The organism is Streptomyces sp. NPDC037401, assembly GCF_055602345.1.
In genome coordinates this window covers 68,385-79,689 of sequence record NZ_JBVJWO010000038.1, presented here as the reverse complement: position 1 = coordinate 79,689, position 11,305 = coordinate 68,385, and the positions used below count along the sequence as shown (strand labels likewise).

At 73.9% G+C, this 11,305-nt stretch carries 12 protein-coding genes; 4 read left to right on the top strand and 8 right to left on the bottom strand.

All coding sequences use genetic code 11. From position 1 onward, the window contains the following. Positions 1-122: 122 nt before the first annotated feature. Together ACZ7H1_RS31235 and ACZ7H1_RS31230 are read right to left on the bottom strand one after the other, a co-directional pair. Complete coding sequence (locus ACZ7H1_RS31235; protein ID WP_470791160.1) at positions 123-1,127, bottom strand: zinc-binding dehydrogenase; 1,005 nt, start codon at positions 1,125-1,127, stop codon at positions 123-125. A gap of 43 nt (positions 1,128-1,170) precedes the next feature. Then, positions 1,171-2,331, bottom strand: a complete 1,161-nt coding sequence (locus ACZ7H1_RS31230) for an FAD-dependent oxidoreductase (RefSeq protein ID WP_470791158.1) — start codon at positions 2,329-2,331, stop codon at positions 1,171-1,173. A gap of 105 nt (positions 2,332-2,436) precedes the next feature. On the opposite strand from ACZ7H1_RS31230, the gene ACZ7H1_RS31225 reads away from it, so the two are divergent. Then, positions 2,437-3,090, top strand: a complete 654-nt coding sequence (locus tag ACZ7H1_RS31225; protein WP_470791157.1) for a pentapeptide repeat-containing protein — start codon at positions 2,437-2,439, stop codon at positions 3,088-3,090. On the opposite strand, the gene ACZ7H1_RS31220 is transcribed toward ACZ7H1_RS31225, so the two are convergent. The 4 genes from ACZ7H1_RS31220 to ACZ7H1_RS31205 form a co-directional block, all read right to left on the bottom strand. Further along, positions 3,091-3,591, bottom strand: a complete 501-nt coding sequence (locus ACZ7H1_RS31220; RefSeq protein WP_470791155.1) for a hypothetical protein — start codon at positions 3,589-3,591, stop codon at positions 3,091-3,093. It lies immediately after the preceding gene. Between the two features lie 62 nt (positions 3,592-3,653). After that, positions 3,654-5,207, bottom strand: a complete 1,554-nt coding sequence (locus ACZ7H1_RS31215; RefSeq protein WP_470791169.1) for a M4 family metallopeptidase — start codon at positions 5,205-5,207, stop codon at positions 3,654-3,656. Positions 5,208-5,291: 84 nt separating this feature from the next. Then, positions 5,292-5,933, bottom strand: a complete 642-nt coding sequence (locus tag ACZ7H1_RS31210) for a response regulator (RefSeq protein ID WP_470791154.1) — start codon at positions 5,931-5,933, stop codon at positions 5,292-5,294. After that, complete coding sequence (locus ACZ7H1_RS31205) at positions 5,930-7,150, bottom strand: sensor histidine kinase (protein WP_470791168.1); 1,221 nt, start codon at positions 7,148-7,150, stop codon at positions 5,930-5,932. The genes ACZ7H1_RS31210 and ACZ7H1_RS31205 overlap by 4 nt, the downstream gene beginning before the upstream one ends. 186 nt (positions 7,151-7,336) lie before the next feature. Here ACZ7H1_RS31205 and ACZ7H1_RS31200 point away from each other — a divergent pair, with 186 nt between their 5' ends. Continuing rightward, positions 7,337-7,876 carry a GlcG/HbpS family heme-binding protein gene (locus ACZ7H1_RS31200; protein WP_470791152.1) on the top strand — a complete coding sequence of 180 codons (540 nt, stop codon included), beginning with the start codon at positions 7,337-7,339 and terminating at the stop codon, positions 7,874-7,876. Positions 7,877-7,974: 98 nt separating this feature from the next. Further along, the gene (locus ACZ7H1_RS31195; protein ID WP_470791151.1) at positions 7,975-9,393 is read left to right on the top strand and encodes a M1 family metallopeptidase; all 1,419 of its coding nucleotides are present in this window, start codon (positions 7,975-7,977) and stop codon (positions 9,391-9,393) included. A 111-nt stretch (positions 9,394-9,504) separates the two neighbouring features. Here the strand turns inward: ACZ7H1_RS31195 and ACZ7H1_RS31190 are convergent, their stop codons facing one another. Beyond that, the gene (locus ACZ7H1_RS31190; protein WP_470791150.1) at positions 9,505-10,080 is read right to left on the bottom strand and encodes a TerD family protein; all 576 of its coding nucleotides are present in this window, start codon (positions 10,078-10,080) and stop codon (positions 9,505-9,507) included. A 138-nt stretch (positions 10,081-10,218) separates the two neighbouring features. On the opposite strand from ACZ7H1_RS31190, the gene arfB reads away from it, so the two are divergent. Continuing rightward, positions 10,219-10,644, top strand: coding sequence for an alternative ribosome rescue aminoacyl-tRNA hydrolase ArfB (arfB, locus tag ACZ7H1_RS31185; protein ID WP_470791148.1), 426 nt, complete (start codon positions 10,219-10,221; stop codon positions 10,642-10,644). Between the two features lie 38 nt (positions 10,645-10,682). Here arfB and ACZ7H1_RS31180 read toward each other — a convergent pair whose 3' ends face one another. Next, positions 10,683-11,165, bottom strand: coding sequence for a flavin reductase family protein (locus ACZ7H1_RS31180; RefSeq protein ID WP_470791166.1), 483 nt, complete (start codon positions 11,163-11,165; stop codon positions 10,683-10,685). Between the last annotated feature and the right edge of the window lie 140 nt (positions 11,166-11,305).

Genomic DNA, 11,305 nt, shown 5'->3' with positions numbered 1-11,305 from the left:
ACCTCAGCGATGCCCTCCCGGCCGCACGGGTGGTGCGGGTGGGTGTCCCCAGCCCGCGCGGAGCGCGGGCGCAGCCCCCGCCGGGCCGCGGCCGGACCGGTACCGCACCCCCGCCCGCCGGGCTAAGCGCAGCGGACCGGTTCCAGGATGACCTTGCCCGTCGTCCCGCGGGATTCCAGGGCCCGGTGGGCCGCGGCCGCGGCCGCGAGGGGGAAGCGGTGGACGGCCGGGCGGAGGCGGCCCTCGGCGGCGAGGGCCAGGGCGCGCGTTTCCAGGGTGCGGAGGGGATCCGGGCCACCGGCGGCGGCGAGCATCGGCGGGCCGAGGACGAAGCGGCTGGTGAGGCCGCGGGCCGTCAGTTCGTCCTCGGTGAGGGTCAGGGGGCCGGTGCCCGCGGACCAGCCGAAGACCAGGTGGAGGCCGCCCGGGCCGAGGAGGTCGACCGCGGCCCGGCCCGGCTCGCCGCCCACCGAGTCGAAGAGGACCGTGGCCCGGCGGTCGCCGAGGAAGGCGCGGACCTGTTCCGGCCAGTCCTGCCGTGTGTAGTCCACGGCCAGGTCGGCGCCGTTCGCCGCGACCCGGGCGGTCTTGGCGGGGCCGCCGGCCAGGCCGATGACGGTGGCGCCGGCGCGGTGGGCGTACTGGACCAGGAGGGTGCCGATGCCGCCCGCCGCGGCGGGGACGAGGGCGATCGAGTCCGGCCCGAGGTCCGCGAACTGGAGGATGCCCAGCGTGGTGCGGCCCGTGCCGATCATGGCGACCGCCTCGGCCTCGTCGAGCGCGCCCGGGATCTCGTGCAGGCGGCCGGCGTCGGTCACGGCGAGTTCCGCGTACCCGCCGGGGGCCGGGCCGAGGTGGGCGACGACGCGCTTGCCCAGCCAGGCGTGGTCGGTGCCCTCCCCGAGGGCGTCGACCGTGCCGGCCACCTCGCGGCCCGGGACGGTCGGCAGTTCGGGGAGGGCGAGCGGACCGCCCGCCTGTCCGGCCCGCAGGGCGGTGTCGAGGAGGTGGACCCCCGCCGCGGCGACCGCGATGCGCACCTGGCCCGGACCCGGCACCGGGTCGTCGGTCTGCTCGTACGCGAGGTTCTCGGCGGGACCGAAGGCGTGGAGGCGTACGGCGTGCATGGCGGGGCTCCTTCGTGGTCGGCTACGGATGCAGCCAACTCCCTCAAGCGGACTTGAGGTCAAGGCGCCGGTGGGCGCGCAGGGCCAGGGAGACGGCCTCGATGGCGCTGTTGAACGACACCTCGGCCAGGACGCCCGGCGCGGCGACCTGGTCGCCCGCCAGGTAGACGCCGTCGCCGCGGTTCACGGCGGGCCGGTCGCGCCAGGTGGTGCCGGGCAGGTCCACGGCGCCGGTACGGCCGGTGGCCACGGCTTCGCGGCGCCAGGTGGTGCGCTCGCGCCAGCCGCGGTAGCCGAGGTCCAGGAGCCGTTCGGCGCGGGCGATGCCCACCGACTTCGGCTGGTCCGGGCCGATGGGCAGCTGGGCCTGGATCAGCTGCTCCCCCGCGGGGGCCAGGGTTTCGTCCTGGGTGGTGAACCGCTCGATCCAGCCGGGCTCGTCCAGGTCGGCGAGTGCGTACAGGTCGCCGCGGCGGGTGCGCAGCGCCAGGTCGAGGAGGACGGTGCGGCCGCTCTCCCAGGTCAGGGACGGGTCGTCGAGCAGCTTGCGGGCGGCGGGCAGGGAGGTGGCGACGACGACGGGTCCGGCGGGGACCTCGTCGATGCGGGCGCCGGTCTCGACGGCGACGCCCAGTTGCCGGGCGCGGGCCGCCATCCGGTCGATCACGGACTGCCAGCCGCCGCGCGGGAAGCGGGCCTCCGGGGACAGCTTGGCGACGCGGCGCAGCCGTTCCTGGACGAAGGCGGCGGAGAGGGAGCCGACGTCGTGGTGGAAGAGGGCGACGGCGAGGGCGTGGGAGACGGCTCGGGCGTCCTCGTCGCCGATGATGCCGGCGGCCCAGCTGTGGAAGTCGCGGTCGACGGGCGCGTCGGTGGCGGGACGGCGGGCGAGGCGCAGGAGGGACAGCGGGGGCAGGGCGCGCAGCCGGCCGCCGCGGTGCACGCGCAGGCGGGTGGCGTCGAGGGGGGAGACGGGGGCGAGCGGGCCGATGAGGTCGCGTTCGGCGAGCCAGGTCCAGTGCGGGCCGGCGTTGTAGAAGGCGTGCGGGCCTTCGTTGGTGCGGTACGGGCCGTCGGCGGTGCGGGCGCGGCCGCCGAGGGTGCGGTGCGACTCGTACACGGTGACGCGGGTGCCGGCCTCGGCGGCGCTGATGGCCGCGACCAGTCCGGCGAAGCCGCCTCCGATGACGGTGAGCTGCTCCATGGTTCCCATCTCCTCTGCTGGTGTGCGGTGCTTTCGATGAGGGGACGGGTGGGGGGCTGCCGGTTGTGACATCGGTGCGGAAGTCTTTTCGGCCATGATGGGCGGATGGCAGAGATCAGGGTGGCGCGGCGGCCGGAGGTGCGGCTGCCGGGGCTGGTGGCGTTCGCCGGGGAGCTGGAGCCGGACGGGGACTACGACGCGCTGGAGTTCCGGGATCTGGACCTGGCGGGGCAGGAGGCGCCCGGGGCCCGGTTCATGGACTGCGGGGTGTACGGCTGCTCGCTGGACGAGGCGGCGCTGACGAAGGCGCGTTTCCTCGACTCGGTGCTGTCGGGGGTGCGCGGGGTGGGTACGGACCTGGCGCATGCCTCGCTGCGCGACGTGGAGCTGCTGGACGCCCGGCTGGGCGGGGTGCAGCTGTACGGGGCGGCGCTGGAGCGGGTGTGGGTGCGCGGCGGGAAGCTCGACTACCTGAACCTGCGGGCGGCCCGGCTCAAGGACGTGGTCTTCGAGGGCTGTGTGCTGGCCGAGCCGGACTTCGGGGAGGCGGTGCTGGAGCGGGTGGAGTTCCGGGACTGCGTCCTGGTGCGGGCGGACTTCTCCGGGGCGCGGATGAAGGACGTCGATCTGCGGGCGGTGTCCGAGCTGGACATCGCGCGGGGGGTGGACCGGCTGGCGGGCGCGGTGATCAGCCCCGCGCAGCTGGTGGATCTGGCGCCGGCTTTCGCCGCGCAGATGGGCGTGCGGGTCGAGCCGTGATCAGGTGACGCGGGGGAACCGGGACTGGAGGGTCCAGATCGCCGGGTTGTCGGCGAGGCCGTCGTGCATGTCGGTGAGGTCGGCGATCAGGTCGTGGAGGAAGTCGCGGGCCTCGCGGCGCAGCAGCCGGTGGCTGAAGGTGAGCGGGGGTTCCTCCGCGGCCATCCAGTCGGCCTCGATGTCGACCCAGCCGAAGCGGCGCTCGAAGAGGATGCAGTCGGTGGACTCGGTGAAGTCGAGTTCGGCGTACTGGCGCTCGGCGGAGCGGCTGCCGCGCGGGTCCTGGTCGAGCTGCTCGACGATGTCGCACAGGGCCCAGGCGAAGTCGAGTACGGGCACCCATCCCCAGGCTGTGGACACCTCGCGGTCCGCCTTGGCGTCGGCGAGGTAGACGTCGCCGCAGAAGAGGTCGTGGCGCAGGGCGTGGACGTCCGCGGTCCGGTAGTCGGTCTGCGGGGGGTCCGGGAAGCGCCGGGAGAGGGAGTAACCGATGTCGAGCACGTCACCGATGGTGTCACGGGCCGCGCGGGGTTTGCACCGCGCGGCCCGTGAGGCTGTGGCCGCTACCGGACGTTGACTGCTTTCCAGGCGGCGGCGACGGCGAGCTGTTCGGTGCTGCCGGCGCCGTAGAGGTCGGCGGCCGCGGAGAGGGTGGCGGTGCGGGCGGTGGCGTAGTTCGTGCGGGAAGTGAAGTAGAGGCTCAGGGCCCGGTACCAGATCCGCAGGGCCTGTTCGCGGCCGATGCCGGTCAGCCGGGACCCGTCGTGGGTGGGGGAGTCGTAGGAGACCCCGTTGATCACCTTGGGTCCGCTGCCTTCGGAGAGCAGGTAGAAGAAGTGCTCGGCGGGGCCGGAGCCGTAGTGCGGGTCGATCGAGGCGATGTCCTTGGACCAGTAGTCGCGGGAGTGTCCGTCGCGGCTGGGGAGGTCCATGGTGCGCAGCGGGGCGGGCAGGACGCGTTCGCCGATGTGGTAGTCGCCGACGTCGGTGGCGTTGTCCGCGTGGAACTCGATCCCGGTGCCCATGATGTCGGCGCTGGCCTCGGCGAGGGCGGCGCCTTCGCCGGAGTAGCCGAGGACGCCGAGGGCGGTGAGGACGCCGTGGGTGATCTCGTGGCCCGCGATGTCGAGGCTGGTGAGCGGGCCCTGGCCGGGCGCGCCGTCGCCGTAGGTCACGCAGGCGCAGCTGTTGTCCCAGAAGGCGTTGCCGAAGTTGTTGCCGTAGTGCACGCGGGAGGTGATGCCGACGCCGTCGTTGCGGACTCCGCGGCGGTTGAACAGGGTCTTGTAGAAGTCCCATGCGGTGGCGGCGCCGTAGTGGGCGTCGACTCCGGCGGTCTGGCGGTGGCGCCGGGTGCCGTCGCCCCACACGTCGTCGGCGTCCTTGAAGAGGCCGCTGCCGGTGGTGCCGCCGCCCATGTCGTAGGTCTTCTGGCCCCCGCGTTGCTTGTCGTGCAGTTCGTACAGGGAGCCGTTGAAGTACGTGCCGAGGGTGACGGTGCCCGCGTACTGGCTGTGTCCGGTGCCGGTGGCGACGGTGTCGTACCTGCTCAGCAGCCGTCCGGTGGTGGCGTCGGTGACGGTGTGCAGCTCGGCCGGGGTCTGGTCGGGGCGCACGGTGCGGCGGACGGTCTCCCAGGCGAGGACCGGGGTGCCGGTGCCGCCCGCCCAGACGACCTGGCGGGCCCCGTCGGGGGCGGTGCCGGGGGTGGCGGCGGCGGTGGCGGGCAGCGCGATGCGGGCGGCGCCGGCGCGGGTGGTGGTGCGGGTGCCGTCGGGGCGCCGGTGGACGATCAGGTCGCCGCCGAGCACGGGGAGTCCGGCGTACGTCCGGTCGTAGCGGGTGTGGACGGTGCCGTCGGGGTCGGTGAGCACCTCGCGGACGACGAGCCGCTCGACGGGTGCGGCGGAGCCGGTGTCGGCGTTCTTGGTGCCTGCTGCTGCGGCCTGCGGGCCGAGGGCCGTGGCGGCGACGGCGACGGCGAGGGCTGCGGCCGGGGCGGTGAGGGGGAGGCGGCGGGTGCGGGGAGTGGACTGCGGGTGGGTCACTCGGGCTCCTTCGCTGGGGCCGGGTGGCGGCGGCAGTGAGAGTGCCAGCGAAGGAGGGGCTGTTGACAGGTCTACGACAATGCCGGGCGGGTGGTTGTCCGAACTCGGGTCAACGATGTCCGGAATCCGACCCCGGACCGGAGGCCTCCGGCCTCAGGACAGCAGGCGCTGCTCCTTGGCCACCGCCACCGCGCCCGCCCGCGTGTCCACGCCGAGCTTGTCGTAGATCCGGCCCAGGTGCGTCTTGACCGTCGCCTCGCTGATGAACAGCGCCCGGGCGATGTCCCGGTTGCCCAGCCCGTGCGCCAGCTGCCCCAGGATGTCCAGCTCACGGTCCGTCAGCGTGGGCCGCGTGCCGCGCATCTGCGCCATCACCCGGCTCGCGACCGGCGGGGAGAGCGCCGTACGCCCCTGCGCCGCCGCGTGGATCGCCGCGAACAGCTCCTCCGGCCGCTCCGCCTTGAGGAGGTAGCCGGTCGCCCCCGCCCCGATCGCCCGCGTGATGTCGGCGTCCGTGTCGTACGTGGTCAGCACCAGCACGTGCGGAGCGCCGGGCGACGCCGTGATCCGGCGCGTCGCCTCCACCCCGTCGATGCCCTCGCCCAGCTGGAGGTCCATGAGGACCACGTCCGGGCGCAGCTTCGCCGCCAGCGCCACGGCCTCCTCGCCGCTGCCCGCCTCGCCCACCACCTCGATGTCGGGCTCGCTGCCGAGCAGGGCCAGCAGCCCCGCCCGTACCACCGCGTGGTCGTCGCACAGCAGGATCGTCAGGCTCGGCCTGGCGTTCGGGGTCATCGCAGGTTCTCCGGGACGGGGATCGAGACGGACAGGACGGTGCCCTCGCCGGGCGCCGACTCCACGGTCAGGGTGCCGCCCAGCTGCCGCACCCGCGCGCGCATCGCGGGCAGCCCGTGGCCGCGGTCCGGGCCCGCCGCGGGTCCGCCCGCCCGCGCCGGGGTGAAGCCGCGCCCGTCGTCGGCGATGTCCAGGACCACCTGGTCGCCGAGGAAGCTCAGCGTCAGCGCGGCCGTACGGGCCCCCGCGTGCTCTCGGACGTTCGCCAGCGCGCCCTGCGCAATGCGCAGCAGCGCCGACTCGGTGCGGTCCGGCAGCTCGACGGGCACGCCTTCCAGGTGGAAGCGGACGGTGACCTCCGGGCCCGCGTCCAGCGCCCGCAGCGCGTCGGCCAGCGCGGCGCCGTCGGCCAGCTGCGGCGGGGCCAGGTCCGCGACCAGCCGCCGGGCCTCCGCCAGCCCGCGCGCGGCGATCTCTCCGGCGGTGTGCACGTGGGCGCGTGCGGTGCCCGGGTCGCTGTCCCAGGTGCGCTCGGCGGCCTGGAGCAGCATCTGCTGGCTGGACAGGCCCTGGGCGAGCGTGTCGTGGATCTCCATGGACAGCCGCTGCCGCTCCGCGAGGGTGCCCTCGCGGCGCTCGGTGGCGGCCAGCTCGCGGCGGGTCCGGATGAGGTCGTCGATCAGCTCGCGCTGTTCCCGGGCCTGGCGCTCCATGTGGACGAACACGGCGGTGGCGAGGGCCGCCACCGCGGGCGGCGCGAGGAAGAGGTTCGGGTCGAAGACCGTGGCCAGCCGCAGCTGCGCGGCCACCACGAAGGCCGTCAGCAGGGCGACGAGCACGACGGCGGGCCGCGGCGGCAGGGTCCGCAGCGCGGTGAAGAACAGCGGCACGGCGCACCAGGCGAAGCTGGGCGCGAGCAGGACGAGCACCACCCACACGGCCACGACCAGCCCCAGCCAGACCAAGCGGCGGCGGGTGGGGGCGGCGCCGAGCACGGGCCCGAGGACCGGTCCGAGGACGTACAGCAGCGCGAGGGTCAGGCTCAGCGCCAGGATCCACGGGGTGCGCGGCTCGCCCGGGTGCCGCAGCAGGAACCGGGCCAGGGACGCGCCCAGCAGCAGGAAGAACGCGGCGTGCGCGACGGTGGCGAGGGCGCGGACGCCGTCCGCGCTGCGCTGTGCCATGGGGTGCCTTCCGTCGTCGTACCGCCTGGCCATCATCTCCCCACCCCGCCGGGGGGTGGCGCATCAGCCGATCGGCTGACCCCGGGGTCAACCGGATCGGACCGCAGCGGCAGCCGGTACGGCGACGGGCGGGGGCGGGTTCCGGCACCAGGATCGAAGGGACGACAGCGCAGGGGTCCCGACCTGCGAACGACTCTCCAGCGAACCCAGGAGCACCCCATGAAGACCCGTACCCGCGTTCTGACCGGTGCCGCCGTGGCGGCCGCCCTCGGTGCCGGCACGTTCGGCGCCATGACCGCCAGCGCCGCCCCCGCCGCCCCGGCCCTGGCTGCCAAGAAGGACGACAAGGGCACCTTCACCACCTCGACGCACCTGTCGATCGACGCCGCCACCCGCGCCGCCAAGGCCGCCCTGGAGGCCGCCGAGGACGAGAACCAGCGCGTCACGGTCGCCGTCGTGGACCGCAACGGGAACACCATCGTCACCCTCCGCGGCGACGGTGCGGGCCCGCAGTCCTACGAGTCCGCCGAGCGCAAGGCGTTCACCGCGGTGTCCTGGAACGCCCCGACGTCCGTCCTGGCCGGCCGCCTCGCTCAGGCCCCGAACCTGAAGGACATTCCGGGCACCCTGTTCCTCGGCGGCGGCGCCCCGGTCCAGTACAAGGGCGCGCCCGTCGCGGGCATCGGTGTCGCCGGCGCCCCCAGCGGCGACCTGGACGAGAAGTACGCCAAGGCCGGCATCGCGGCCGTCCAGGACTGACCTGTCCCGGAGTGATCTGTCCCGGACCGATCCGCTCCGGCCCGATCCGTCCGGAACTGATCCGTACCGTTGCGGGGTCCCCGCTTAGGATCAAGTGCGTGGACCACCCTGCACGCCTCCGGATCGCCGCCCCCGCCACCGCCGCCCTGCTCGCGCTCGCCTCGCTGACCGCGTGCACGGGCGGCACGGTGCAGGGGCGGCCGGGCGCGGCCGGGCTGCGGGACCCGTACTTCCCGCGGGCGGGCAACGGCGGCTACGAGGTCAGCCACTACGGCCTCACCCTGGACTACTCCCCGGAGACCGGGGAGCTGGTCGGCACCGCCGAGATCACGGCTTCCGCGACGCAGGGGCTGAGCTCCTTCAACCTCGACCTCGCCGGGCTGGACGTCGAGTCCGTCCGGGTCGAGGGCAAGGGCGCCCGGTTCAACCGGGCCGGCCAGGAGCTCACCGTCCGTCCGGCGGACGACCTGAAGAAGGGCGAGACCTTCCGCACGGTCGTCCGCTACTCCGGCGAGCCGCGGACCCTCAAGGACCCGGACGGCTCCGAGGAGGGCTGGATCCCGACCGAGGACGGCGCGGTCGCCGTCGGCGAGCCGGTCGGCTCCATGGCGTGGTTCCCCGGCAACCACCACCCCAGCGACAAGGCCCGCTACGACATCGCGATCACGGTCCCGAAGGGGTACGAGGCCGTCTCCAACGGCACCCTGCAGTCCCGCGTCGACCACGGCGGCCGTACGACGTTCCGCTGGCACGGAGCCGAGCCGATGGCCAGCTACCTCGCCACCGCCGCCATCGGCCCGTACAAGGTCTCCACCGGCCGCACCGCCTCCGGCGTGCCCGTCTACACCGCCGTGGTGCCCGAGGAGCAGAAGGACAGTGCGGGGGCGCTCGGCCGGCTGCCCGAGATCGTCGAGTGGGGTGCGAAGCGCTTCGGCCCGTACCCCTTCTCCGCGGCCGGCGCGATCGTCGAGGGCGACGGCACGCTGGGCTACGCCCTGGAGACCCAGACCCGGCCGGTCTTCTCCGGTGCGCCCGACGTCCCGCTGGTCGTCCACGAGACGGCCCACCAGTGGTTCGGCAACTCCGTCTCGCCGAAGTCGTGGCAGGACATGTGGCTGAACGAGGCCTTCGCGACGTACGCCGAGTGGCTGTGGCAGGAGGACCACGACGGCTACACGGCGCAGGAGCTGTTCGACGCCTTCTACGAGGGCGACACCGACGTGGACGAGAACGCCACCGACGCCGTCTGGGAGTTCCCGCCGGCCGATCCGCCCGGCCCCGAGCACATTTCGGGTGCCCCGGTGTACTACCGCGGGGCGATGGTCCTGCACGCGATCCGGCAGGAGGTCGGGGACGAGGCGTTCTTCGACCTGGTGCGCGGCTGGGCGGCCGACCACCGGCACGGGAACGCCGACACCGAGGAGTTCACGGAGTACGCCGAGGAGCGTACGGGCCACGACCTGGGCGACGTCTGGGCGGCGTGGCTGTACGGGGAGGGCAGGCCGGACCTGCCCTGACGGGGTGCCGGCCGCAGGGGCCCGGCGCAGGACCACGTACGGGCGGCCCTGCGGCGGGGCCCCCGTGAGCAGGTGCTCGCGGGGGCCCGGCCCGAGATCACGTCAGACGCGTCAGACGTTGACGCCGAAGTCCTGGGCGATGCCGGTGAGGCCGGAGGCGTAGCCCTGGCCGACCGCGCGGAACTTCCACTCGGCGCCGCTGCGGTACAGCTCGCCGAAGACCATGGCGGTCTCGGTGGCGGCGTCCTCGGAGAGGTCGTAGCGCGCGATTTCACTGCCGCCGGCCTGGTTCACGACGCGGATGTAGGCGTTGCGCACCTGGCCGAAGTTCTGGCCGCGGGAGTCGGCGTCGTAGATCGAGACCGGGAAGACGATCTTGTCGACGTCGGCCGGGAGGCCGGCGAGGTTCACGTTGATGGCCTCGTCGTCGCCCGCGCCCTCGCCGGTGCGGTTGTCGCCGGTGTGGACGATGGTCTGGTCCGGGGTGGACTTGTTGTTGAAGAAGACGAAGTGACCGTCGGAGACGACCTTGCCGGTCGCGTTGACCGCGATGGCCGAGGCGTCGAGGTCGAAGTCGACGCCGGTCGTCGTCCGGACGTCCCAGCCGAGGCCGACCGTGACGGCGGTGAGGCCCGGGGCCTCCTTCGTGAGCGAGACGTTTCCGCCCTTGGACAGGCTTACTGCCATGGTGTCCCTCTTCCTCGTCCTATGACCGTACGCCGGTCAAGTTATCGCTGACCTTCATAACGTGGCGAGGGGGCCCGCGGGTTCCGCGCGGCGCAAAACCGGGTGACGGGCCGGTGCCCGGCACGGGATCATAGGGGCATGCCTGGTCCCTACGTCATCCGCGGCTCGGTCGCCCTGCCGGAGTCCGAGCTCGTCTGGCGTTTCTCGCGCTCCTCGGGGCCCGGCGGGCAGCACGTCAACACCTCCGATTCGAAGGCGGAGCTGAGCTTCGACCTCGCCGCCACCAAGGCGCTGCCGGAGGTGTGGAAGCAGCGGGCGCTGGAGCGGCTCGCGTCGCGGCTGGTCGGCGGCGTGGTGACCGTGCGCGCCTCCGAGCACCGGTCGCAGTGGCGCAACCGCGAGATGGCCGCGGTGCGGCTGGCCTCGCTGCTGGCGGAGGCGACAGCCCCGCCGCCCAAGCCGCGGCGGGCGACGAAGATCCCCCGGGGCATCAACGAACGCCGGCTGCGGGAGAAGAAGGCGCGCGGCGAGACGAAGCGGGGCCGCACCGGCCGCGACTGGTGAGCCGCACGGCCGCGGCCGTGCACCACCCGCGGGCCGTTTCAGTCCAAGTGGCGGTAGCGGCCCTTGAAGTAGGTGAGCGGGCGGCCGTCGCCCGCGGGCAGGGACGCGCTCAGGACGCGGCCGACGACGAGGGTGTGGTCGCCCGCCGCGACCCGTGACTCCGTACGGCACTCCAGCGTCGCCAGGGCGCCGCCGATCAGCGGAGCACCGCTCACTTCGCCCCGTACGTACGGCAGGTCCTCGAACAGCAGCCGGTCGCTGATCCGGCCCTTCATGGCGAACCGCGAGGCGACGTTCAGCTGACCCTCCGCCAGGACCGAGACCCCCCACAGGGGCTGTTCCTCCAGCAGGTCGTCCATCCGCGACCCCTCGCGCAGGCTCACCAGTACCAGCGGCGGGTCCAGGGACACCGACATGAAGGCGGTGGCCGTCATGCCGACGTCCTCGCCGGCCGGTCCGCCGGCGCCCAGCGCAGGCTCCTTGGCGGTGATCAGTACCACGCCTGCCGCCAGCCGGGACATCGCAGCGCGGAACTCGTCATTGCTCACCCCTTCAGCATGAGGGGTCACAGGTCTCGTCTTCAGCACGTCCCGAACGCTAGTCTCGGCCCCCCGCGCGGCGCATCGGGCCTCAGGCCGAGCCGCGACCTAGGGCTGTCGCC

Excerpts from the sequence above, each read along its gene's own strand:
- ACZ7H1_RS31235 (WP_470791160.1), bottom strand. The coding sequence starts at position 1,127 with ATGCACGCCGTACGCCTCCACGCCTTCGGTCCCGCCGAGAACCTCGCG.
- ACZ7H1_RS31230 (WP_470791158.1), bottom strand. The coding sequence starts at position 2,331 with ATGGAGCAGCTCACCGTCATCGGAGGCGGCTTCGCCGGACTGGTCGCG.
- ACZ7H1_RS31225 (WP_470791157.1), top strand. The coding sequence starts at position 2,437 with ATGGCAGAGATCAGGGTGGCGCGGCGGCCGGAGGTGCGGCTGCCGGGG.
- ACZ7H1_RS31210 (WP_470791154.1), bottom strand. The coding sequence starts at position 5,933 with ATGACCCCGAACGCCAGGCCGAGCCTGACGATCCTGCTGTGCGACGAC.
- ACZ7H1_RS31205 (WP_470791168.1), bottom strand. The coding sequence starts at position 7,150 with ATGGCCAGGCGGTACGACGACGGAAGGCACCCCATGGCACAGCGCAGC.
- ACZ7H1_RS31200 (WP_470791152.1), top strand. The coding sequence starts at position 7,337 with ATGAAGACCCGTACCCGCGTTCTGACCGGTGCCGCCGTGGCGGCCGCC.
- ACZ7H1_RS31190 (WP_470791150.1), bottom strand. The coding sequence starts at position 10,080 with ATGGCAGTAAGCCTGTCCAAGGGCGGAAACGTCTCGCTCACGAAGGAG.
- arfB (WP_470791148.1), top strand. The coding sequence starts at position 10,219 with ATGCCTGGTCCCTACGTCATCCGCGGCTCGGTCGCCCTGCCGGAGTCC.
- ACZ7H1_RS31180 (WP_470791166.1), bottom strand. The coding sequence starts at position 11,165 with ATGTCCCGGCTGGCGGCAGGCGTGGTACTGATCACCGCCAAGGAGCCT.